We start from the raw sequence: 21,596 nt of genomic DNA, 5'->3' as shown, positions 1-21,596 counted from the left end.
GTCCATGAAATCCACTCTCAAATTTGCAATGTTTGCATTGCTGGCCACCTCGGTTGCCTCGCCTGTGCTGGCTCACGATCACTCCGCCATGAGCAAGGGTGATGCAGCCAAAATGCAAAAGCACGAAGCCACGGATGCGGTCAAAGTCGGCAATCTCGTGTTCACCGATGCCTTCACCCGCGCCACATTGCCGGGCGCCAAGGTTGGCGGCGGCTATATCTCGATCACCAACGAGGCCAAGGAGGCGGACCGCCTGCTGGGCGGCTCCAGCCCTGTTGCCGCGCGCGTCGAAGTTCATGAAATGAAGATGGACGGCGAAGTGATGAAGATGCGCAAGCTTGCGGACGGTGTGCAAATTCCCGCGGGCGGAACCGTCGAACTCGAGCCCGGCGGCATGCACCTGATGCTGCTGGAGATCAAGCAGCCCTTGAAGAAGGGCGAAGACGTCCCGGTAACCCTCGAATTCGAGAAGGCCGGCAAGGTTGAGCTCAAACTGCACGTGGAAGCTGCCGGGGCAACCTCCATGGAGCATGGCCAGTGATGAACGTTCGCCGCGTCCGCATTGCACTGTGGTCGGTCATCGCCGTTCTGATGATCTTCCTCGCCTTCACCTATTACAGCGCCCGCAAGGGCAACGAGATAGAGCCGGTGAAGCTTGGTGTGCCGTTTTCGCTGATCGACCAGAATGGCGCGCCGATCACCGAAGCGGCATTCCAGGGACATCCGACGGTGCTGTTCTTCGGTTTCACCCATTGTCCCGAGGTTTGCCCGACAACGCTGTTCGAGATGGCGGGCTGGCTCAAGGCATTGGGCGATGAAGGCAAGGATTTGCGTGTCTTTTTCATCTCGGTGGATCCCGAACGGGACACGCCCGAGGTGATGAAGGGCTACACGGCCGCCTTCACCGATCGGATCACCGGCATCACCGGCGATCCCAAGGAAGTGGAGAAGGTCATCAAGGGCTGGAAGATCTATGCCCGCAAGGTGCCGACGGAAAATGGCGACTACACCATGGACCACACGGCATCGGTGATGCTGCTCGACCGGGATGCCCGCCTGAAGAGCACCATTGACTACAAGGAAACCACCGACGTGGCTTTGAAGAAGCTGCGGCTTCTCATCGGCTCCTGAAGATTTTCCTCCAAAACAGAATGAGACCGGCATCTGGTCTCATTCTTTTCGGCCCTTGCCTTTCCTGAGCACCACCAGGTCAAGCGCGTTGAGGCGCGAAGACTCGGCAACAGCTTCAATGGCAGTGATCCTGTCCCCTTCAATCGTCAGGTTCAGGACCACGTGCAATCTGCCTCGAACCTTGACCACGAGACCAAGCACGCCATCGACAAGCGCCGGCACTGCACCCTGTGCGCGTCCTTTGAACGTATTGGCCACGGCTTCCGCACCGCGAATTTCCGACATTGCGCCCAATTGCACAGCCGCTTTGTCCGCACGGAACACCACATCCGGATCGAGCACGGCCAGAAGCGCGTTGAAATCGCCACCGCGGGAAGCCGCCAGAAAGGCATTCACGATCTCGCGCTGGCGGGCAAGACTGCGGGCCGGAATGGTATCCGTTCCCTGCACCCGGCGACGCGCCCGGCTGGCCAACTGCCTTGCCGCTTCCGGCGTGCGATCGACAATCGGCGCAATCTCGTCGAACGATATGCCGAACATGTCGTGCAACACGAAAGCCAGCCGCTCCGCCGGGGCCAGCCGTTCGAGCACCACGAGCAGAGCCGCCCCCACCGAATCTGCCATTACAATGTCATGTTCGGGATCGCCGCCTGACTGGCGGCCTGCCACGGGCTCTGGTGTTTGTGGAGTCAGTTGGTCCTCGCGCCGTGATGTGCGCGAGCGCAGCATATCGAGGCATACGCGTGAGACGACAGTTGTCAGCCAACCAGCCAAGTTGCCGACGTCGTCCGTATGCGCCCGGCTGAAGCGCAGCCAGGCCTCCTGTACGGCGTCATCGGCTTCGGTCATCGAGCCGAGCATCCGGTAGGCTACCCGCCGCAGATGGGTGCGATTGGCCTCGAATTGCTCGGTCAGAAATTTTTTCTCGTTCATCTGTCACGTTTCCTCGCCCTGTTCCGTCAAAGCAATGACGAACGAAATCCGGCCGATGTGACAAGAAATCGGGTCCGGGAAACCGTCAAGAGCAAAAGCCCGGATATCTGGTCTCGGGCGTCAGTCAAACGACAGGAAAAAATGATGCAAGCACGTATGAGCAACCCGGCAATGATCAACCCTGAAGCAATGAAAGCCCTGCAGGCACTGGCTGCGTCCACCGGTGACAGCGAGTTCCCGAAAGGCATGCTTGAACTCGTGCATCTGCGCGCCAGCCAGATCAACGGCTGCAGTGTCTGCGTCGACATGCATCCGCGCCTTGCCCGCAAGGCGGGTGAAACTGATGAACGGCTCTTCGCCGTGTCCGTGTGGCGCGATACGCCGTACTTCTCCGAGGCGGAGCGCGCCGCCCTGGCCCTGACCGAAGCGGTGACCCGTGTTGCGGATCGGGCCGATCCGGTGCCGGATGACGTCTGGAACGAAGCCGCCAGACATTTCGATGAAAAGCGGCTCGGCAATCTGGTGCTGGCCATCGCCAACGTCAATGTCTGGAACCGTCTCAACATCGCGACCCGGCAGGTGCCAGGCGTATGGAAAGTCTGATCTGCTCGCGCGGATTGCTCTGCAGACCGCCTCGCTCAGCGGGGCGGTTTGCCGCGGAAGTTGCGCTTTGCCCCATTGGCGTTTCTGCTCAACTGCACTATGTGATGCGGTAAGAAACAAAAGGGACAGCAAGCATGGCAGGCGTGAGCAAAGATCAGGTTCTCGATCAGCTGAAGACGGTGACCGGGCCTGATTTCAACAGCAACATTGTCGATCTGGGACTTGTCTCGGATATTTTCATTGCCGACAACAAGGTGTTTTTCTCCATCACTGTTCCGGCGGCGCGCGCGCAGGAACTGGAGCCGCTGCGCGCCGCTGCCGAACGTGTTGTCAAGAACATGCCGGGTGTCGCCGGGGCCATTGTCGCCCTGACCGCCGAAAAGCGCGGCGGTCCGACCAGCGATGACGCGGTGCCGCGTCCCGCACCGGCAGCACCGCAACGTCCCGCGCAGCGCCCGGCACCCGCCGGTGCAGTCCCGCCGCCGCGCGTTCCGGCCCAGCCGCAGTCCGGGCACGGCCATGCGGCCGCGCCTGTCAAATCGGGCGTTCCCGGCGTTGGCGCGATCATTGCCGTCGCCTCGGGCAAGGGCGGCGTCGGCAAGTCGACCACGGCAGTCAATCTGGCGCTTGGGCTACAGGCCAACGGCCATCGTGTCGGCATTCTCGATGCGGATATTTACGGTCCGTCCATGCCACGCCTGCTGCATCTCTCCGGCCGCCCGGAAGTCGTCTCGGGCCGTGTGCTCAAGCCCATGGAAGGCTATGGCCTGAAAGTCATGTCGATCGGCTTTCTCGTCGATGAAGAGACCCCGATGATCTGGCGTGGCCCGATGGTGATGTCGGCCCTGACGCAGATGCTGCGCGAAGTGCAGTGGGGTGATCTCGATGTGCTCGTGGTCGATATGCCGCCCGGCACCGGCGATGCGCAATTGACCATGGCGCAGCAGGTGCCGCTTGCCGGGGCCGTCATCGTCTCGACACCGCAGGATCTGGCGCTGATCGATGCGCGCAAGGGGCTCAACATGTTCAAGAAGGTCGATGTGCCGCTGCTCGGCATTGTCGAGAACATGAGCTATTTCATCGCGCCCGACACCGGCAACCGCTATGACATTTTCGGTCATGGCGGCGCGCGCAATGAAGCCGAACGGCTCGGCGTTCCTTTCCTCGGCGAGGTGCCGCTGGTGATGGAAATCCGTGAAATGTCCGATGCTGGAACGCCCGTCGTCATCAGCAATCCGGAGGGACCGCAGGCGAAGGTCTATCGCGAGATTGCAGCCAAGGTCTGGGAGCAGCTGCAGGCGGCGAAAGCCAATCCCGGCCGGACGGCGCCGGCGATTGTTTTCGAGTAGCCGTGTGCCATAGGCCTGGGCCGGGAGGTCCGCAAACGACATTCCCGGCCTTGATCCCGTGTGCTCATCCTAACATGTTGGACATCCGCTCAACGCGATGGAGAACAGGGCAATTGCGATTAAATCATTCTCTTGGACTTAAGATGAATTGACACCCATTGGCTTAAGGAAATAATCCGGCTCCGTATTCAATCGTTTTAAATTGCTTTGGGAGGAGCATGGTTTGAAGGCGCGGCTGTCGCAATCGCGCACGCGTCAGGCGCGACATCTATTTTTCAACTTTTAATTTCAAGCGCAAATTTAATAGCAAAATTCATTTGGGAGGAACCAATGATTTTCAGACGCGTCCTCATCGCCGGACTTGTCGGCGGCACCATGCTGGCGGGTTGCAATAATGCGGATGACAAGGCTCCGGCAGCGCCTGATGCGCAAGGCAGCTTTGCCGAAGACATCAGTCCGCAGAACGGCGGGGTGGACCAGGCAACGATCAAGGGCCTCAAGGACACCTTGGACACCCTGCAGGCGAACATCGTCATTCTGCAACGGGACGGAGCGACCTCGAAAGAGACACTGGCTGCACTCAAGTCCCCCATCGAACTTTTGCAAAGCCGGGCCGGCCAGACAGAAGCCTCTGTTGCCGCGTTGACGGAGCTCGGCCCCCGCATCGGCAAGCTGGATGCCGGCCTCAAGTCGCTGACGGATAATTTCAAAACTTTGGAAGGGCGAACGGCGGCCATACAGGCTGATACGGATACGCTTAAACCATTGCTGGCGCAGTTCGCGGCACTGAAAGACGATTACGGCAAGGCGATCAAGCTGAAGCTGGAAGCGGCGGCGCTCGCCCCGCTGCTTGCCGACATCGATCTGCTGAAGACCGGCAAGGCCGATGCAGGGAAGCTTGCGGATTTGCAAGCAAAGCTCGACGGCTTGAAGGATGCGGTCGACAAAGCAAAGCTCAGCACAGATTCAGTCGATGGTTTCAAAAAACGGATCGTCGCGTTGGAAGAGGCGATCGGCTTGCGCGTGGATAGTCCTGGATTGACGCAGTTCGTCAATCCGCTGATCGGTTCGGGTGAAGTACCTCAATCGGATGTGCCGAATTCAACGGAATACATGCTGGGAGGCTTCGTCAATCCGGGTGCCAACGTGCCTTTCGGCATGGTGTCATGGGGACCGCAGACGGCAAAACTCAGCACACCATGGTCCCCGCGTGGCTATCACCATGCTTCGGACGTGATCCATGGCTTTCCCATGATCAATCTGAGTGGCGTCGGCTGCCCGACAAAGGCTCCATTCAGGGTTCAGCCAGTATCCAAGGCGGCGGACGGCGATGCCAAATTCAGTCACGATAAGGAAATTGCTCGGCCGGGCTATTATCAGGTCACATTCGATAATGGGATCAAAACGGAATTGACGGCGACAACCCACACCGGGCTGGGGCGATTCACCTTCCCCCAAGATAAGGGTGCCGTGCTGACGTTTGATACTTTGGAGGACGTCAAAGTGGACCTTGGCGCACGCACGATTTCCGCTACCACAACAGGCGGTGGGTTCTGCGGCAGTCCTACCTACAACATCTATTTCTCTGCGCAGTTTGATCAACCCTTTACCTACAAAAAACTTCCCGACAGTAAAATTATCGACGATGAACCTTACACGGTTTGGGCTTTTACTTTTACCGCAAAGCCAGGGGCGGCCACCACCATCGGCATGAAAGCCGGCGTTTCCTATGTGAGTGTTGCCAATGCCAAGGAAAATCTGGAGGCCGAAGGCGCATCGCTGACATTTGATGACGCACGCAAAAAAGCCGATGATAGCTGGAACAAACGCCTCAATTCTATTCAGGTCAGCGGCGGTACCGAAGAGCAGAAAAAAATATTCTACACCGCGTTGTACCATTCCTTTTTCGCGCCTTCGGTCTTCAGCGATGCCAATGGCGAGTATGCAAGCTTTGATGGCAAAGGAACTGTGGAGAAAGTCGGAAAGGACAGGGTACACTATACGACTTTCTCCAGCTGGGACTCCTATCGCTCCCTTGCTCCCATGCAGGCTTTGCTCGCTCCCAATGAGGCCGCGGACATGGCGCAATCCCTCATCAATGATGCAAAACAATGCGGAGGCGTGTTCCCGATGTGGGTCGAGGGGACATCCAACAGCAACATCATGCCGGGCGACGGCGCTTCCATTATCGTGGCGCAAACCCATGCGTTCGGTGCCCCGAATTTTGACACCGCCGCAGCGCGCAAGATCATGCTGGACATGGCGACCGGGGCTAAGACGACGTGCCGGGGCATAACCACTCTGCCCTTTATCAAGGAATATATGGAGCGTGGCTATCTCACTGTCGGCGAGGGGAAGCATAAATATGAGAACACGCCGACCTCCAATACGTTGGAATATGCCAGTACGGATTTTGCCATCTCCCGCTTTATCGCTGCCCTTGACAAACAAAACAGCCAACTGGTTGCCGGGGGCGTATCGGATCATGTAGCCATGCTGTTAAAGCGCTCGAACAATTGGACCAACCTGTTCAATCCGGAATGGCGCAAGGTGAAAGACCAACCCTATCCGCAATTGCGGCCGCGCAACGCGGATGGCACATGGCCAAAATATACACCAACAACTGATAACAAGACCAATTATCGGGAAGGTAATGCGGAACAATATACCTACATGGTGCCTCACAATATACGCGGGCTATTAAGGATGCTGGTGAAGGACAAGGCCACCAACCCCGATTTGGAAACCGATGCGATCGAGCGTCTCGATACGTTTACCAAATATATTGGCGGGGGGGAGAAACAACCCCATCTCTGGGTTGGCAATGAGCCAGGTTTTGCCACGCCATTTTTCTATAATTGGACCAGCCAGCCCCATAAATCGCAGGCATTGGTGCGCCGGGTTCTGCGCGAGCAATTTACCAATACCCCGCAAGGATTGCCGGGCAATGACGATGAAGGCGCCACCTCCGGCTGGTATGTCTGGGGTGCACTCGGCCTCTATCCGGAAATTCTGGCTGTACCCGGCTTGACCTTGACCAGCCCAATTTTCGAAAAGGCTGTGGTCTGGCGGGGTGACAGGAAGCTGATCACGATCACAGCGGACAAGCCAGCCTCGACCTATATCCAGAGTGTCAAGCTCGATGGCAAGCCCTATGACAGTACATGGCTGCCGATTGATCCATTTGCGGAAAAGCCCGTAGCCCTCGACTTTGCACTTGGTGACAAACCGAGTTGCTGGGCATCAAAGCAGGCAACAAACATACCGCCATCCTTCGGCCCGGATGGCAAGGATGTTCCGCTGTTGACGCCAGCCGCGGCATGCAGCCCGCCGCAGTAAAGCTTCAGACAACAAAAGGGCCGCAAAAGCGGCCCTTTTGTTGCCACCGACTTGGAAAATCAGGTAATCACGCTCGGCGTGTCGCGGCCGGTGCGTGTCTTGATTTCAGTCAGGTCATCGGCGGCGCGGATAAGGTCGGCAAGCGCGCTTTGCGTTTCAAGATCGTGGCGCTTGGGATCGGCTTCGTAGCGTTCGATGTAGAGCCGCAACGTTGCGCCCGACGTGCCTGTCCCGGAAAGGCGCAGGACAATGCGCGATCCGCCCTCGAAGAGAATGCGGATGCCCTGATGTTCGCTCACCGATTTGTCGACGGGGTCATGGTAGGCGAAGTCATCGGCCGTGGTGATCGTCAGGCCCTGCACGGTCTTGCCTGCAAGCGTCGGCAGCTTGGCCCGCAGGGCGTCGATCAGGCTGTTGGCCGCGCCTGAATCCACTTCCTCGTAATCGTGACGGGTGTAGTAGTTGCGTCCATAGGCGGCCCAATGTTCCCGCGCGATCTGCTGGACGCTCTCCTTGCGCACGGCCAGGATGTTCAGCCAGAGCAGCACAGCCCAGAGGCCATCCTTTTCGCGCACATGGTTGGAGCCGGTGCCGGAGCTTTCCTCGCCGCAGATCGTTGCCATGCCGGCGTCGAGCAGGTTGCCGAAGAACTTCCAGCCCGTCGGTGTTTCATACATGCCGATCTTCAGCTTTTCGGCGACGCGGTCGGCCGCGCCGCTGGTCGGCATGGAGCGGGCAATGCCCTTCAGCCCGGCCTTGTAGCCCGGCGCGAGATGGGCATTGGCGGCCAGCATCGCCAGCGAGTCGGACGGCGTGACGTAGATGCCCTTGCCGATGATCAGGTTGCGGTCGCCGTCGCCGTCGGATGCCGCGCCGAAATCCGGACCGTCCGGCGACATCAGCAGGTCATAGAGATCCTTGGCATAGACGAGATTGGGATCGGGGTGATGCCCGCCGAAATCCTCCAGCGGCACGAAGTTCACACAGGTTCCATCCGGTGCCCCGAGGCGGTGTTCAAGGATTTCCTTGCCGTAGGGGCCGGTCACCGCATGCATGGAATCGAACCGCAGGGTGAAGCCGGACTTGATCAATGCGCGGATCGCATCGAAGTCGAACAGCGTTTCCATCAGTTCGGCATAGTCCGAGACGGAATCGATGATCTCGACATCCATGCCGGCAAGCTGCTGCTTGCCAACGGTGTCGATGTCGATATCGGCGGCATTCGCGATCAGATAGCGGTCGATGACCTTGGAGCGGGCAAACACGGCCTCGGTGATTTTTTCCGGGGCAGGGCCGCCATTGCTGATATTGTACTTGATACCGAAATCTTCGGCCGGCCCGCCGGGGTTGTGGCTGGCGGACAGGATGAGTCCGCCGAACGCCTTGTACTTGCGGATGACATTGGACGCCGCCGGCGTTGAAAGAATGCCGCCCTGGCCGACGAGAACGCGGCCAAACCCGTTGGCAGCGGCCATTTTCACGGCAATCTGCACGACGTCGCGATTGTAATAGCGGCCGTCGCCGCCGATTACCAAGGTCTTGCCCTTGAAACCGTCGAGCGAATCGAAGACCGACTGGATGAAATTCTCGACGTAATTCGGCTGCTGGAATTCGGGAACCTTCTTGCGCAGACCGGACGTTCCCGGCTTCTGGTCATCGAATGGCGTGGTGGCAATGGTTTTGAACATGTGGACCTTCCCGGTTATGCGCATCGGCAGCAATCTATGAGCCCCTTGTCGATCAGGTCAACACGGCAAAAATCAGTTCGGCAAATAAATCGGATTGCGGCGGCCGGGTTAGGTTTGTCTACGTCGCCAGTTTGTAGTAACATATCTACAATTCAAAGAGGTGCGTGATGGGTATTACAACTGTTTCGAGCAGAGAATTCAATCAGCATGCCAGCGACGTCAAGAAGGCGGCAAACAACGGCCCCGTGTTCATCACGGATCGGGGCAGGCCCGCCCATGTCCTGCTGAGCATGGAAGAATATCTGAAGCTCACCGGGGGGCAGGAGAGTCTTGCCGATGTCCTGGCGCAACAGGAGCCCTCGGATTTTGATTTCGAAATACCCAGTCTGAATGTCCGGTTTCGTCCGGCCGATCTGTCCTGATGTTTATTCTGGATACCAATTTCATTTCCGAAATGCGTCGACAGGACAGAGCCGATGCGAACGTCATGGCTTGGGCATCGACCATACCTTTTTCGCATTTTTTTCTATCGGCCATTACGATACTGGAGATTGAACAGGGGCTGCTGCTGGTGGACCGGAGGGATGCGCAACAGGGGGCGATCCTGCGCCTGTGGCGGGACAATTGGGTGTTGCCTCGGTTCGAGGGAAGAGTTCTTGCAGTGGACACGGCTGTCGCACAACGCTGCGCGCACCTGCACGTCCCGAACCCTCAATCGGAGCGCGACGCACTGATCGCTGCAACGGCCCTGGTCCATGGCATGGTTGTGGTAACCCGCAACATAGCGGATTTTGCATCAACAGGGGTCAAGACCATCAACCCCTGGAGCGTGTGAAAAGGCCACCCAAGGGGCAGCCTTTTCAAGCAATTCATAAGCCGGAGAATTACAGCACGACCACTTTCGCACCCACTTCGGCGCGGTTGAAGAGGTCGATGATGTCCTGATTCATCAGGCGGATGCAGCCCGAGGACATCGCCTTGCCGATGGACCACCATTCCGGCGTTCCGTGCAGGCGATAGCCGGTATCGCCGCCCTTGTTGAAGAGGTAAAGCGCACGGGCACCCAGTGGATTCTGCAGGCCCGGATCCATGCCCTCGCGGAATTCGGCTAGTTCAGGCTTGCGCTTGATCATTTCCTTCGGCGGCGTCCAGGTTGGCCATTCGCGCTTCATGGCTATGCGCGCCGAACCCTGCCATTCAAAGCCCTGCTTGCCGACGCCGATGCCGTAGCGCATGGCGCGTCCGTCGCCGAGGACGAAGTAGAGGAACTTTGCCTTGGTATCGACAACGATCGTCCCTGCGGCTTCACCGCCATCGTAGCGAACTTCCTGACGCAGGAACTGCGGCGGAATCTTGGCGCGGGGAATGGCTGGAAGCACATAACCGGCATCAGTCACGGAGGAGTAGGAGGCAGTGGAATAGTTGAAGCCGATCGTGGAACAGCCGGTCAGAGCAGTTGCACCCATCAGTCCAACTGCAAGGACGATTGTCTTGAGTTGCATAGTCACCCCATCAAGTATTGGCCGAATCTAAGGCGATTCAGTTGTCTTCCCTCATTACTGCCATTATTGTTAATGCTTGATTAACCGTAAAGCGTAGTTTTCTGTTAACCATACTTATCCTCAACCAAGTGGTGCATTTTTGCCGTATGCGGTTGTAGCGATCTCAGCGATACTTGCATCATGCCCCTTGTGATTCCCGGTCAGACCAGCCCGCTCATCGATGGTCGTCAGTCAGAGAACGCCATGCTGGTGCGCCGCGGCGTGCAGCGGCTGTTTCTTGAGCTTAATCTGGCGGTGATGCCGGAGTTGCCGCTGGCTTCGGGACGGCGGGCCGACCTCGTTGCCATGTCGCGCACCGGTGAAATCTGGATCGTCGAGATCAAATCATCAATCGAGGACTGGAAGGTCGACAAGAAATGGCCGGATTACCGGGCCCACTGCGACCGGCTGTTCTTTGCCACCCATCCCGGCGTTCCCGCGGATATTTTCCCGCAGGACTGCGGATTCATCCTGTCAGACGGCTATGGCGCGGAAATCCTGCGCGAAGCGCCCGAGCACAAATTGTCCGGGGCGACGCGCAAGGCGATGACCCTGCGCTTTGCGCGGGTGAGCGCGGCGCGGATGACACTGGCCGAATTGTCCGGAATTCACTTGCCCGAAACGGATATGGAATAGGTCAGCGCGGCGCGCGCTTTGCGAGGATGCGTTGCAGGGTGCGCCGGTGCATGTTGAGGCGGCGGGCCGTTTCGGAGACATTGCGGTCGCACATCTCGTAAACGCGCTGGATATGTTCCCAGCGGACGCGATCCGCCGACATCGGGTTTTCCGGCGGGGCAACCTTGGCACCGGACCGGCGGGTCAGCGCGGCAAACACCTCATCGGCATCGGCGGGCTTTGACAGGTAGTCGATGGCACCGAGCTTGACGGCGTTGACCGCTGTCGCAATGTTGCCGTAGCCGGTCAGGACAATGGCGCGGGTGTCTTCGCGGCGCGCCCGGATTGCCTCGATGATATCGAGGCCGTTGCCGTCGCCCAGCCGCATGTCCACCACGGCATAGGCCGGTGCGTGCGTCTTGACGCTGGCAAGTCCCGCTTCGACCGATTCAGCCGTTGCAACGGTGAAACCACGGGATTCCATGGCACGCGCCAGGCGCTGCAAAAAGGGCTTGTCGTCGTCGACCAGCAACAGTGTCCGATCGCCGCCTATGGCCGCAATATCGTCCTGATCCGTGTGTTCCATCAGGGTTTCCTGCTCATTTCTTATAAATATACTCCGTTAATGGTTCGCAATGAACAAAAAGTCAAAGGTTATCCGTTTTGTTCATCAAGTTGATTGCGCGGCCATGTCACGACAACTTCTGCGCCTTGCCCCGGATCATTGCGATTGCGGAAGGTGATGGCCGCACCGGAACGCTCCAGCAAGGTTTTGGCGATGAACAGCCCCAGCCCCAGCCCGCCGCCATGTTCATTGGTCTCGCGGTCGCGGCCGGTGGTATAGGGCTCGCCGATTCGGTCGAGAATATCAGCCGGGAAACCTTTGCCGTCATCGGCAACGACGATCTGCACCGTCTTGTCGGTCCAGCCCCAGCTGACCTGAATGGTCTCGCGGGCAAAATCCACCGCGTTCTCCACCAGATTGCCGAGGCCGTAAATGATTCCCGGATTGCGGCGGATGACCGGTTCGTTGCCTTCGCCGCGCAGCTTCGTCACCTCGATGCTGATGCCGAAATTGCGGTTGGGCTCGATGACTTCCTCGATCAGCGAGGAAATCTTCAGCCGCGACATATGTTCCTCGCTTTCCGAGGACAGGCTGGTCAGGCGCTTGAGGATTTCCCGGCACCGGTTGGTCTGCGAGCGCAGGAGTTCGATATCCTCGGCAAAGCGATCGTCCTGCGCCAATGCCCGCTGCATTTCCTTGGCAACGAGCGCGATGGTCGCAAGCGGTGTGCCGAGTTCGTGCGCCGCCGCCGCCGCGAGGCCGTCGAGTGCGGAAAGATGTTGCTCGCGCTGCAGGATCAGTTCGGTCGCGGTGAGCGCGTCCGCCAGAAGCCGCGCTTCTTCGGCAACGCGGTAGGCATAGACGGCGGTGAAGACCAGCGCCGAAACAACGGAACACCACACCCCTGCGATCAGCACGAACGGCAGTTGCAAGGCCTGGTCAGGGTACCAGGGCAGGGGCAGATGAAAATAGGCAAGGGCCGTCGCGCAGACCGTCACGAGGACGCCGAGCGTCACGGTCGACGAGGCGGGCAGCGATGTTGCGGAGATGATGACAGGGACGATCATCAGCACGGCAAAGGGATTTTGCAGCCCGCCGGTCATGTAGAGCAGGCCCGCCACCTGCAGGATATCGAAGGCGAGAACCGTGATGGCCGCCCGCGGTTCGAGCCGGTGGTTGATCGGGTAGCGGAACGACAGGAGGAGGTTCAGCCACGCCGAGCAGGCGATCAGCGCAAAGCAGATGCTGACGGGGAAGGGAAACTTCAGGTAGAGCGCCACGAAGAGGACCGCGATGCTCTGGCCCGCGACAGCCAGCCAGCGCAGGCGGATCAACGTCGTCAGCCGCAGCCGCCGCGACAGGTATGAGGAACGTATGCTGAATTCTTGAACCATGGGCGAGCTTTAGAACAAACCCGATGCAAAGGGAATTCTCGTTTTGCATCGTTTGCGGCTCGCCTATGTTCCGCGCGGTTTGGCCCGGGCCGTGGGCAGTGCCTGCGCCGGGTCTTCCGGCCAGACGTGCCGGGGATAACGCCCGCGCATGTCGCTGCGCACATCGGCCCACGATCCTTTCCAGAAACCCGGCAGGTCACGGGTGATCTGGATCGGCCGGTGCGCCGGGGAGAGAAGTTCCAAGAGCAGCGGGATTGTTCCGCCGGCAATGGCAGGATGAACCCCGAGCCCGAACAGTTCCTGCACGCGCACGGCGAGAACAGGGTCGTCCGCATCGTAGCGGATCGGAATATTCGAGCCGGTCGGCACCGCGAAATGCGTCGGAGCCAGCGCATCGATCCGGCGCTGCAGATCATGCGGCACCAGTGCACGCAGCCCCTCAACAAGCACATGCGCCGGAATCTGGTTGAGATTGGCGGTTCCCGGCAGGAACGGCAGCAGCCAGTCATCCAGCATGGCAATCAGATCCGCATCGGCCATGGATGGCCATGGAGCGCCGAGGCCCTTGTGCAGCCAGGCAAGCCGGCGGCGCAGGATCGTTGCCTCCTTCGACCAGGGCAGGATATCGAGACCATGGCTGCGCACCGCCTCGACGACGCCCTGATTGGCCTGATCGCCGCTGGGGGCGGGCAGGGTCTTTTCCGACAGGGCAATGGCCCCGATGCGGGTGGCATCGCGCGCCTGCAGGGCATTGCGGTTTGCGTCGTAGCTGACCTGCCGGCCGCTGACGATGCGATCGCCGAGCGCTTCGCGGATGTCGGCTTCGGTTGTTTCCGCCGCTGCCAGTATCCGGGCCTTGCCGGCCCGGCCAGCCAGATCGGCGACGACGAGCCATGGCGCGCGTGCCAGCGAGGTCGCCGCATCCATTTCGCCGCCGCGGCCGTTGGCCAGCGTGAACTGGCCGTTGCCGCGCGCCTTGGCAATCCGGTCGGGATAGGCATCGATCAGCAGGCGTCCGGCACTGTCCGGCTCCGTCCCCTGTACAACATCACGTCCGGCCAGCCGCTTTGCCAATCCGCGCGCCCGCGTTGCCCGCTCGCCGCGTTCGCGCTGAAAACGGCTAAGCCGCACGTCGAGGTCAATATCATTGCCGCCCAGCCCGCGTTCGGTGAGGAGCACGGCGAGGTCCGCCGCGCGCCCGCCCTGTCCGCGTTCCCGCGCCGTCAGCACCATATGGGCAAGCCGCGTCGGCAGGGCGAGCGCGCGCATGGCATGGCCCATCGGGGTGATGCGGTCGCTGTCCAGCGCACCAAGGTTTTCCAGCAGGACTTTGGCTTCCCTGATCGCCGGGGCGGGCGGCGCATCGAGAAAGGCCAGACTGCGCGGATCGGCAACACCCCAGGCGGCACAATCAAGCACAAGTCCTGTAAGGTCTGCCTCGAGAATTTCCGGTGGGGCAAAGGCTTCCAGCGCCGCCGTCTGTTCGGCGCGCCACAGGCGCAGGGCAATGCCGGGTTCCGTGCGTCCGGCACGGCCCGCCCGCTGGTCCACTGCCGCCCGCGCCGCCCGCACAGTCTCCAGCCGGGTCAGGCCGGTGGCCGGTTCGAATTTCGGCAGCCGCGCCAGACCGCTGTCGATGACGACGCGCACGCCGTCGATGGTGATCGACGTCTCGGCGATGGATGTCGCCAGCACCACCTTGCGCCTGCCCTGCGGCGCCGGCCGGATTGCCGCATCCTGGTCGCAGCCCTCCAGCGCGCCATAGAGCGGCACGATCATCGTGTCCGCGCCCACGCGCCCGTCCAGCGCTTCGGCGGTGCGCTCGATTTCACGCTGTCCGGGAAGAAACGCCAGAATGCTGCCGGTCTCGGTGGCCAGCGTGTCGCGGATCGCCCGCGCCATGGCATCTTCGATCCTCTCGTCCGGCTTGCGCTCGCGATACCGCGTTTCGATGGGAAAGGAGCGGCCCTTGCTTTCCAGCACCGGCGCATCGCCGAGAAGCTGCGCCACGCGCGCGCCATCGAGCGTTGCCGACATGACAAGGAGCTTCAGGTCCGGCCGCAGCGCCGCCTGCACGTCGAGCGCCAGCGCCAGGCCGAAATCGGCATCGAGGCTGCGCTCGTGGAATTCGTCGAACAGCACGGCGGCGATATCCTTGAGATCGGGATCATCAAGAATCATGCGGGCGAACACGCCCTCGGTCACCACAAGAATGCGCGTTCTGGCCGAAACCTTGTTTTCCAGCCGCATGCGGTAACCGACGGTGGCACCCACCTCCTCGCCCAGCAGGCTGGCCATGCGGCTGGCGGCGCCGCGCGCCGCAAGGCGGCGCGGTTCCAGGAGGATGATGGTCCTGTCCCCGCGCCATGGCGCGCCGAGCAGATGCAGCGGAATCAGCGTCGTCTTGCCCGCGCCGGGCGGCGCCACAACGACTGCCGCCATGCCGCCCGCCAGCGCGCCGTCCAGCGCGGGAAAAATCTCGGTGACAGGCAGGAGAGGCAGGTCAGGCACGGCAAAATCCAGTGATAAAATCTCCGGCCGTTTTGACAAGGTTTGCCGCGCGAAGTCCATTGTTTTGTGAATATGTCACTGCAATCTTAGACAAGGCCCACCAGGCGGCTCCTACCCAGTGTCTTGATCGGCGACCAGAAATGTCGCCGATTTGATTGACGATCCCCGGTGTGATCCTGATAGTGCACAACTGCAAATCAGTATACCGCATGTTGAAAGACGCATCAGGGAGAATTCGCATGAAATCGCGCGCCGCCGTTGCCTGGGAAGCCAGGAAGCCACTGACCATCGAAACCATCGAGATCGGCGGGCCGAAGCCGGGCGAGGTTCTGGTGGAAGTCATGGCCACCGGCGTGTGCCATACGGATGCCTATACGCTCTCCGGCCTTGATTCCGAAGGCAAATTCCCCGCCATTCTCGGCCATGAAGGCGCCGGCATCGTGCGCGAGCTCGGCGCAGGCGTGACCTCGCTGAAGGTCGGCGACCACGTCATTCCGCTCTACACACCGGAATGCCGCCAGTGCAAGACCTGCCTGTCGCAGCGCTCGAACCTGTGCACCTCCATCCGCTCGACTCAAGGACAGGGCGTCATGCCCGACGGCACCAGCCGCTTCTCCTGCGATGGCGGCGAAGTCTTCCATTACATGGGCTGCTCGACCTTCTCCAATTTCACCATCCTGCCGGAAATTGCGCTGGCCAAGGTGCGTGAGGACGCGCCCTTCGACAAGATCTGCTATATCGGCTGCGGCGTGACCACCGGCATCGGCGCGGTAATCTATACAGGCAAGGTCTGGCCCGGCGCCAATGTGGTGGTCTTCGGGCTCGGCGGCATCGGCCTCAATGTCATCCAGGGCGCGCGCATGGTCGGTGCCGACAAGATCATCGGTGTCGATCTCAACCCCGCCAAGGTCGAGATGGCGAAAAGATTCGGCATGACCCATTTCGTCAACCCCAATGAGGTCGGCAATGACAAGGTGGTGCAAGCCATCCAGGACCTGACCGATGGCGGCGCGGATTTCTCCTTCGATGCAACCGGCAACACCAATGTCATGCGCCAGGCGCTCGAATGCTGCCATCGCGGCTGGGGCACCAGCATCGTCATCGGCGTGGCGGAAGCCGGCAAGGAAATCGCAACACGGCCGTTCCAGCTGGTCACCGGGCGCAACTGGCGCGGCACGGCCTTCGGCGGCGCGCGCGGGCGCACCGACGTGCCGAAAATCGTCGACTGGTACATGGAAGGCAAGATCGAGATCGACCCGCTCATCACCCACACCATGCCGCTCGAGGAAATCAACACCGCCTTCGACCTGATGCACGAAGGCAAATCGATCCGCTCGGTCGTCGTCTTCTGATGGCCGGTGACGGCTACACGGTGGATGTGCGCGGGATGGATGAGTTCAGCCCGCGCGATCTCTATGCCATGCTGCGCCTGCGGGTCGATGTTTTCGTCGTCGAGCAGAAATGCCCCTATCCGGAACTTGATGGCAAGGACCTTGACGCGCTGCATCTGCGGCTTCTCCTCTGGGATGAACTGGTGGCGAGCGCCCGCCTGCGCCCGCCGCATGGCGGCTTGGATGCGGCGCGCATCGGCCGGGTCGTCGTCTCGCCCGCGCATCGCGGCAAGCGGCTCGGCGAAAAGCTGATGGCCGAGGCCATTGCCGCCTGCGAAATCCGCTTTCCCGGCCGCCCCATCGCGCTGTCGGCGCAAAGCCACCTGCAGCGGTTTTATGAGTCCTTCGGCTTTCTGCCGGTGTCGGGCGAATATCTGGAAGATGATATTCCGCATGTCGACATGCAGCGGCCGGTGACGGCGCAAACGGCGGGGTAGAAGGCGATGCTGCACCGGCACAATCCCTTTTACATCGCAGCTGTTGCCGGTCTCGCCGCGCTGGCGCTCGCCCTGGTGTTCTACCCGCACCTTGCCTATGTGCTCGGCGCAAACACCTTCTTCATCGTCTATCTCATCCTGACGGCATTCAAGATCCGCCGGCTGACGGCGGATTTTCTCAGGAAGAATGCGGCCCGTTCCGACGAGCCCATGGCGGTCATTTTTTTAGTTACCCTCGGCACGGTTGTCGTGGCGGTGGGGTCGCTTTTCGTGCTGATCAACAGCGGCAAGCACCCGCAGCTGATCAATCTTGTTCCCGCGCTGGCCGCCGTGCCGCTGGGCTGGGCGACCATCCATGCCATGGCCGCCGTCCATTATGCCCATCTCTACTGGCAGCCGGATGAAACGGCGGAGGGCACCAAGGACAAGCCGCGCAAACATGTCGGCGGGCTGGATTTCCCCGGCGAAAAGGAGCCGGGCGGCATCGAGTTTCTGTACTTTTCCTTTGTCATCGGCATGACCGCGCAAACCTCCGATACGGCGGTCACCAGCACTGAAATGCGCAAGGTCAACCTGCTGCATGCCATCGTTTCCTTCTTCTTCAACACGGTGCTTGTGGCAGCGGCGGTCAATGTCGCTGTCGCGCTCGGCCAGTAATCAGCTCAAAAAACCACGGGAATTGTCATGGAAACGCTATCGATCGCCAGGAGTTTTGAAGGCACGCAAGGAGTCTATCGCCATCGCAGCGATGCCTGCCAGTGCGACATGACCTTCGCGGTGTTTCTGCCGCCGCAGGCCAAGGATGGTCCGGTGCCGGTGCTGTGGTATCTCTCGGGTCTCACCTGCACCCACCAGAACGTCATGGACAAGGGTGAATACCGCCGCGTGGCGGCCGAGCACGGCGTTGCCATCGTCTGCCCGGATACCAGTCCGCGTGGCGATCACGTGCCTGATGAAAAGGACAATTGGCAGTTCGGGTCAGGCGCCGGGTTTTATCTCGATGCGACCGAGGCGCCCTATGCCGACAACTACCGCATGGCGAGTTATATCGCGCAGGAACTGCCGGCGCTGATCGCCGCCAATTTTCCCGTCGATATGGCGCGGCAGGGTATTTTCGGCCATTCCATGGGCGGGCATGGCGCCATCACGCTGGCGCTGAAACACCCCGGCCGTTACCGCTCCGTTTCCGCCTTTGCCCCCATCGTCCGGCCGGGTGTCGCGGGCTGGTCGCGTCCGGCCTTTGAAAAATATCTCGGCACCGACGAGACGGCCTGGCGCGCCTATGACAGCGTGCTGCTGATCGAGGATGGCCACCGGGTGCCGGAACTGCTGGTGGATCAGGGCAAGGCTGATGGTTTTCTCGACGATGGCCTGCGGCCATGGCTCCTGGAAGAGGCATGCCGGCAGGCCAACATTCCGCTGACGCTCCACATGCGCGATGGCTACGACCATTCCTATTTCTTCATTTCCACCTTCATGGCCGATCATGTCGCCTGGCATGCGGCGCGGCTCGGTTAGGCCTTCGTCTTACGGGCGCAGCGTCCTTGCCATGCGCGGGTCGCCGGCAAAGATCGCGCGGCTGAAACCCAGCCGGATGTCCGGCTGGTCGCAGATGGCTTTGACGCCATAATCGGAAAACACCAGCCGCCACGTGGTCGTGTGCGTGGGGCGCGGCATGGCGAAGGCGCCGCAGGAGAGCAGCGCCAGATTGGCGCCGCCCGCGGGGTCGCGCACCGACTGGTAGCGGATGATCTCGATGCCCGCCTGATGCGCCGCGTCGGCCAGCGCAAGGCAGGCCGTATAGTCGGTCAGGTGCGTCCAATGCTCCGCATGCCGGGCAAAGGGCTGAGCCAGCAGGTCGATACCGCGCTTCGTCGCATAGCGGCTCTCGAAAGCGGTAAATTCCAGTGCATTGCGCGGCCAAGGCGTCCCCGGGCTCTCGCTGAAGAACAAGAGCCGGTAGAATGCCGTCTCGGCCACCGCCGTTTCAACCACTTCGCTGGCATAGAACACGCCGGGGGAATAGCCCTCGCGCCGGAAGCGTGAATTGCCGGGATAGCGGCCATAGCGAAAGGGCGTTGCCAGGAGATAATCGAGCCGGGCGCAATCCGGCGGCAGGGGCGGTTTGGTCGCTTCGATTTCGTCCTCAAGCAAGGCCTGCTCATCGAGTGTATCGACGAGTTTCATGGTGGAAACGCGGTGTTGCGCCTCAACGAGACGCCAGCAGGCGCCATGCCGGTCGCGCGCCTCAGATCGGAGCGCGTCGGGCGTCCAGATAGGCAAGGACATGGGCGAGACCGTCAATGGTTTTGATGCGGTTGAGCGGCTTGCCCCCCAGCATGCTGTTGTCGGTGCGGATCCACTGCCGGGCGACGCTGTCGTCACCGCCGACAATGGCGTCCAGCGAACGGTAGAGCCGGATGAAAAGCAGCGCCAGTTCGTAACTCTTGCCGGTGAGCGGCGTGCCATCCTCGCTGCGCTTCAGGCGCGATATGCTGGGCTCCGACAGGCCGACCACGGTCGACAATTCCTTGGCGGTCAGCCCGAGCAGTTCGGACGACCGCAGCAAAGCCTTGGAAACAACGGCGGTCTTGCTGGTGTGTTCCGGTGTGCGTTGGGTGAGTGCCGACATGTCTATACCTTTCATCTGAAAGGAATATAGCTTTAATTTCAGGTGAAATCAATGGGCAGAGATTTTGGTTGTCTGGAAGCCATTCCCTACCGCCTTGCCGAAACCGCCATGGGCAGTCCGCCGTCGGGTTGCGTCGTCAGTTTCTGCACCGGCCATGGCTTTGCCGTGCCCACCGTATCGAAACGATATCTGTGCAGCAGCGTTGCCAGCGCGATGATGGCCTCCTGCAGGGCAAAGCTGGCGCCGATGCACACGCGCGGTCCGGCGCCGAACGGCAGGTACTGGAAGCGGTCGATCGTGTCGCGGTTTTCCGGATGGAAGCGCGAGGGCACGAAGGCTTCGGGATTGTCCCAATAGAGGCGATGGCGATGCACCGTCCATGGCATGACCAGAATGGCGGACCCCTTGGGAATATGCAGATCCTTGTACTGATCGTCCTCCACCGGCTCGCGATTGATTGAAGGCGCCGGCGGGTAGAGGCGCATGGCTTCCTCGAACGCGGCCCGCGTGAAGGGCAGGGCGTTCAGCCAGTCATGCGGGGCCGGCAGCGGGTCCTGCTGCATGAAGGCGTCGATTTCCTGTTCGATCAGATCGCGTTCCCACGGCGCCTGTGCCAGCAGATAGAACGTCCAGCCCAGCGCCCGCGCCGTGGTTTCATGCCCGGCGCCGATGAAGGTGATGATATTGTCTTCGATCTCGGCGCGCGACAGCCCGTCCGGTCCTTCCGCGCGCAGCAGCAATGTCAGGAAATCGTTGGGAACGGCGTCGCCATCCCGGTCCATGCGCGCCTTGCGCAGGACGATCGTCTCGGCAACGATCTTGCGGAAGAAGGCCAGTGCCCTGCGGCCGCGGATCTGGGTGAAGCGCGGCAGCCAGCTCGGCGCACCAAGGAGGTCCAGCGGGTCGACGCGCCCCATTGTCTCGAACAGGCGGTCGACTTCATGGGCGAATTCGTCGGGTTCACCGGCAATTTCGCCGGAAAACAGGGTTTCCGCCAGGATATCATAGGTGAGCATCGTCATGTCGCGGGACACATCGACGGTGCCCGCCACGCTTTCATAGCGCTCGGCAAAGCTTTCCGTGGTCCGCTTCATCGCTTCGGCAAAACCGTTGATGTGGCGCGGGGTAAAAACGGGCGCCATGGCCCTGCGCGAGCGCTTCCAGGTCTCGCCTTCGGCTGTGAGCAGCCCATCGCGCAGGATCGGGCGCAGGATGCGCTGGCGCACCGCCGCCATCTTGTAATTCTTGGCATTGTCGACGAGGACGTGGCGGATCAGACCGGGATCATTGGCGATGATCGTGTGCTGGAAGGCCCAGTCGATGGATACCCATGGTTCGTTGTAGGACGGCTCTCCCCACAATTCGAGCGGATTGCGGTAAATGGTGCGGATCAGCTCAATCGTGCCGACCGGGCCTGTGCGCGGCACCGGCGCGGGGGGAATGAATGCGGTTCTGACAGTGTCCATG

The 21,596-nt window shown here is 60.8% G+C and carries 21 protein-coding genes; 12 read left to right on the top strand and 9 right to left on the bottom strand.

The window, feature by feature from the left end; all coding sequences use genetic code 11:
• Positions 1–4: 4 nt before the first annotated feature.
• Both ACZ25R_RS19655 and ACZ25R_RS19650 read left to right on the top strand, forming a co-directional pair.
• The gene (locus tag ACZ25R_RS19655) at positions 5–541 is read left to right on the top strand and encodes a copper chaperone PCu(A)C (protein WP_472461953.1); all 537 of its coding nucleotides are present in this window, start codon (positions 5–7) and stop codon (positions 539–541) included.
• Positions 541–1,131 (top strand): SCO family protein, encoded by a 591-nt coding sequence (locus tag ACZ25R_RS19650; protein ID WP_223612228.1) that lies wholly within the window; start codon positions 541–543, stop codon positions 1,129–1,131. The genes ACZ25R_RS19655 and ACZ25R_RS19650 overlap by 1 nt, the downstream gene beginning before the upstream one ends.
• 39 nt (positions 1,132–1,170) lie before the next feature.
• Here ACZ25R_RS19650 and ACZ25R_RS19645 read toward each other — a convergent pair whose 3' ends face one another.
• Positions 1,171–2,064 carry a sigma-70 family RNA polymerase sigma factor gene (locus ACZ25R_RS19645; protein WP_472461952.1) on the bottom strand — a complete coding sequence of 298 codons (894 nt, stop codon included), beginning with the start codon at positions 2,062–2,064 and terminating at the stop codon, positions 1,171–1,173.
• A 144-nt stretch (positions 2,065–2,208) separates the two neighbouring features.
• Between ACZ25R_RS19645 and ACZ25R_RS19640 the strand changes: the two genes are divergently transcribed.
• The 3 genes from ACZ25R_RS19640 (at position 2,209) to ACZ25R_RS19630 (ending at position 7,355) form a co-directional block, all read left to right on the top strand.
• Positions 2,209–2,667, top strand: coding sequence for a carboxymuconolactone decarboxylase family protein (locus ACZ25R_RS19640; RefSeq protein ID WP_472461951.1), 459 nt, complete (start codon positions 2,209–2,211; stop codon positions 2,665–2,667).
• A gap of 134 nt (positions 2,668–2,801) precedes the next feature.
• Positions 2,802–4,016 (top strand): Mrp/NBP35 family ATP-binding protein, encoded by a 1,215-nt coding sequence (locus tag ACZ25R_RS19635; protein WP_472461950.1) that lies wholly within the window; start codon positions 2,802–2,804, stop codon positions 4,014–4,016.
• 330 nt (positions 4,017–4,346) lie between these two features.
• On the top strand, positions 4,347–7,355 hold the full coding sequence (locus ACZ25R_RS19630) for a GH92 family glycosyl hydrolase (protein ID WP_472461949.1): 3,009 nt from the start codon (positions 4,347–4,349) through the stop codon (positions 7,353–7,355).
• Between the two features lie 59 nt (positions 7,356–7,414).
• Here ACZ25R_RS19630 and ACZ25R_RS19625 read toward each other — a convergent pair whose 3' ends face one another.
• Positions 7,415–9,043, bottom strand: coding sequence for an alpha-D-glucose phosphate-specific phosphoglucomutase (locus tag ACZ25R_RS19625; RefSeq protein ID WP_472461948.1), 1,629 nt, complete (start codon positions 9,041–9,043; stop codon positions 7,415–7,417).
• A gap of 167 nt (positions 9,044–9,210) precedes the next feature.
• Here ACZ25R_RS19625 and ACZ25R_RS19620 point away from each other — a divergent pair, with 167 nt between their 5' ends.
• Together ACZ25R_RS19620 and ACZ25R_RS19615 are read left to right on the top strand one after the other, a co-directional pair.
• Positions 9,211–9,465 carry a type II toxin-antitoxin system Phd/YefM family antitoxin gene (locus ACZ25R_RS19620; protein WP_223612223.1) on the top strand — a complete coding sequence of 85 codons (255 nt, stop codon included), beginning with the start codon at positions 9,211–9,213 and terminating at the stop codon, positions 9,463–9,465.
• Positions 9,465–9,878, top strand: a complete 414-nt coding sequence (locus ACZ25R_RS19615; protein WP_464662349.1) for a type II toxin-antitoxin system VapC family toxin — start codon at positions 9,465–9,467, stop codon at positions 9,876–9,878. Before ACZ25R_RS19620 ends, ACZ25R_RS19615 begins: the two co-directional genes overlap by 1 nt.
• A gap of 49 nt (positions 9,879–9,927) precedes the next feature.
• Here the strand turns inward: ACZ25R_RS19615 and ACZ25R_RS19610 are convergent, their stop codons facing one another.
• Entirely contained in the window at positions 9,928–10,545 is a 618-nt protein-coding gene (locus tag ACZ25R_RS19610; RefSeq protein ID WP_223612221.1) for a L,D-transpeptidase, read from the bottom strand.
• A gap of 180 nt (positions 10,546–10,725) precedes the next feature.
• Here ACZ25R_RS19610 and ACZ25R_RS19605 point away from each other — a divergent pair, with 180 nt between their 5' ends.
• Positions 10,726–11,220 (top strand): MmcB family DNA repair protein, encoded by a 495-nt coding sequence (locus tag ACZ25R_RS19605; protein WP_464662351.1) that lies wholly within the window; start codon positions 10,726–10,728, stop codon positions 11,218–11,220.
• Position 11,221: 1 nt separating this feature from the next.
• Here ACZ25R_RS19605 and ACZ25R_RS19600 read toward each other — a convergent pair whose 3' ends face one another.
• From ACZ25R_RS19600 to hrpB, 3 genes are all read right to left on the bottom strand, one after another.
• Positions 11,222–11,785, bottom strand: a complete 564-nt coding sequence (locus ACZ25R_RS19600; RefSeq protein WP_105737977.1) for an ActR/PrrA/RegA family redox response regulator transcription factor — start codon at positions 11,783–11,785, stop codon at positions 11,222–11,224.
• Positions 11,786–11,853: 68 nt separating this feature from the next.
• Positions 11,854–13,158, bottom strand: a complete 1,305-nt coding sequence (locus ACZ25R_RS19595) for an ActS/PrrB/RegB family redox-sensitive histidine kinase (protein WP_472461947.1) — start codon at positions 13,156–13,158, stop codon at positions 11,854–11,856.
• Positions 13,159–13,221: 63 nt separating this feature from the next.
• Complete coding sequence (hrpB, locus tag ACZ25R_RS19590) at positions 13,222–15,669, bottom strand: ATP-dependent helicase HrpB (protein ID WP_472461946.1); 2,448 nt, start codon at positions 15,667–15,669, stop codon at positions 13,222–13,224.
• A 239-nt stretch (positions 15,670–15,908) separates the two neighbouring features.
• Between hrpB and ACZ25R_RS19585 the strand changes: the two genes are divergently transcribed.
• Genes ACZ25R_RS19585 through fghA form a run of 4 tightly spaced genes read left to right on the top strand, consistent with a single transcriptional unit; the run spans position 15,909 to position 19,015 of the window.
• Positions 15,909–17,021, top strand: coding sequence for an S-(hydroxymethyl)glutathione dehydrogenase/class III alcohol dehydrogenase (locus ACZ25R_RS19585; RefSeq protein ID WP_223612215.1), 1,113 nt, complete (start codon positions 15,909–15,911; stop codon positions 17,019–17,021).
• A complete protein-coding gene (locus ACZ25R_RS19580) occupies positions 17,021–17,497 on the top strand; it encodes a GNAT family N-acetyltransferase (RefSeq protein ID WP_472461945.1) in 477 nt (158 codons plus the stop codon). Before ACZ25R_RS19585 ends, ACZ25R_RS19580 begins: the two co-directional genes overlap by 1 nt.
• Positions 17,498–17,503: 6 nt before the next feature.
• Positions 17,504–18,154: a DUF1345 domain-containing protein gene (locus tag ACZ25R_RS19575; RefSeq protein WP_472461944.1), complete on the top strand. Its 651-nt coding sequence runs from the start codon at positions 17,504–17,506 to the stop codon at positions 18,152–18,154.
• 27 nt (positions 18,155–18,181) lie between these two features.
• A complete protein-coding gene (gene fghA / locus ACZ25R_RS19570; protein WP_403169313.1) occupies positions 18,182–19,015 on the top strand; it encodes an S-formylglutathione hydrolase in 834 nt (277 codons plus the stop codon).
• A gap of 9 nt (positions 19,016–19,024) precedes the next feature.
• On the opposite strand, the gene ACZ25R_RS19565 is transcribed toward fghA, so the two are convergent.
• The 3 genes from ACZ25R_RS19565 to ACZ25R_RS19555 all read right to left on the bottom strand — a co-directional run bounded on the left by ACZ25R_RS19565 (position 19,025) and on the right by ACZ25R_RS19555 (position 21,595).
• Positions 19,025–19,786, bottom strand: coding sequence for an RES family NAD+ phosphorylase (locus tag ACZ25R_RS19565; protein WP_346306977.1), 762 nt, complete (start codon positions 19,784–19,786; stop codon positions 19,025–19,027).
• Positions 19,746–20,129 (bottom strand): MbcA/ParS/Xre antitoxin family protein, encoded by a 384-nt coding sequence (locus ACZ25R_RS19560; protein ID WP_223612210.1) that lies wholly within the window; start codon positions 20,127–20,129, stop codon positions 19,746–19,748. Before ACZ25R_RS19560 ends, ACZ25R_RS19565 begins: the two co-directional genes overlap by 41 nt.
• A gap of 86 nt (positions 20,130–20,215) precedes the next feature.
• A complete protein-coding gene (locus tag ACZ25R_RS19555) occupies positions 20,216–21,595 on the bottom strand; it encodes a cytochrome P450 (protein WP_464662363.1) in 1,380 nt (459 codons plus the stop codon).
• Position 21,596: the final 1 nt, after the last annotated feature.

The organism is Phyllobacterium sp. RCAM01083, assembly GCF_055685835.1.
Note: the sequence above shows the minus strand (reverse complement) of the source record. Positions and strands in the feature narration are given on the sequence as shown.

Coding starts and splice junctions, on each gene's coding strand:
- ACZ25R_RS19655 (WP_472461953.1), top strand. CDS start 5: ATGAAATCCACTCTCAAATTTGCAATGTTTGCATTGCTGGCCACCTCG.
- ACZ25R_RS19650 (WP_223612228.1), top strand. CDS start 541: ATGAACGTTCGCCGCGTCCGCATTGCACTGTGGTCGGTCATCGCCGTT.
- ACZ25R_RS19645 (WP_472461952.1), bottom strand. CDS start 2,064: ATGAACGAGAAAAAATTTCTGACCGAGCAATTCGAGGCCAATCGCACC.
- ACZ25R_RS19640 (WP_472461951.1), top strand. CDS start 2,209: ATGCAAGCACGTATGAGCAACCCGGCAATGATCAACCCTGAAGCAATG.
- ACZ25R_RS19635 (WP_472461950.1), top strand. CDS start 2,802: ATGGCAGGCGTGAGCAAAGATCAGGTTCTCGATCAGCTGAAGACGGTG.
- ACZ25R_RS19630 (WP_472461949.1), top strand. CDS start 4,347: ATGATTTTCAGACGCGTCCTCATCGCCGGACTTGTCGGCGGCACCATG.
- ACZ25R_RS19625 (WP_472461948.1), bottom strand. CDS start 9,043: ATGTTCAAAACCATTGCCACCACGCCATTCGATGACCAGAAGCCGGGA.
- ACZ25R_RS19620 (WP_223612223.1), top strand. CDS start 9,211: ATGGGTATTACAACTGTTTCGAGCAGAGAATTCAATCAGCATGCCAGC.
- ACZ25R_RS19615 (WP_464662349.1), top strand. CDS start 9,465: ATGTTTATTCTGGATACCAATTTCATTTCCGAAATGCGTCGACAGGAC.
- ACZ25R_RS19610 (WP_223612221.1), bottom strand. CDS start 10,545: ATGCAACTCAAGACAATCGTCCTTGCAGTTGGACTGATGGGTGCAACT.
- ACZ25R_RS19605 (WP_464662351.1), top strand. CDS start 10,726: ATGCCCCTTGTGATTCCCGGTCAGACCAGCCCGCTCATCGATGGTCGT.
- ACZ25R_RS19600 (WP_105737977.1), bottom strand. CDS start 11,785: ATGGAACACACGGATCAGGACGATATTGCGGCCATAGGCGGCGATCGG.
- ACZ25R_RS19595 (WP_472461947.1), bottom strand. CDS start 13,158: ATGGTTCAAGAATTCAGCATACGTTCCTCATACCTGTCGCGGCGGCTG.
- ACZ25R_RS19585 (WP_223612215.1), top strand. CDS start 15,909: ATGAAATCGCGCGCCGCCGTTGCCTGGGAAGCCAGGAAGCCACTGACC.
- ACZ25R_RS19580 (WP_472461945.1), top strand. CDS start 17,021: ATGGCCGGTGACGGCTACACGGTGGATGTGCGCGGGATGGATGAGTTC.
- ACZ25R_RS19575 (WP_472461944.1), top strand. CDS start 17,504: ATGCTGCACCGGCACAATCCCTTTTACATCGCAGCTGTTGCCGGTCTC.
- fghA (WP_403169313.1), top strand. CDS start 18,182: ATGGAAACGCTATCGATCGCCAGGAGTTTTGAAGGCACGCAAGGAGTC.
- ACZ25R_RS19565 (WP_346306977.1), bottom strand. CDS start 19,786: ATGTCCTTGCCTATCTGGACGCCCGACGCGCTCCGATCTGAGGCGCGC.
- ACZ25R_RS19560 (WP_223612210.1), bottom strand. CDS start 20,129: ATGTCGGCACTCACCCAACGCACACCGGAACACACCAGCAAGACCGCC.
- ACZ25R_RS19555 (WP_464662363.1), bottom strand. CDS start 21,595: ATGGACACTGTCAGAACCGCATTCATTCCCCCCGCGCCGGTGCCGCGC.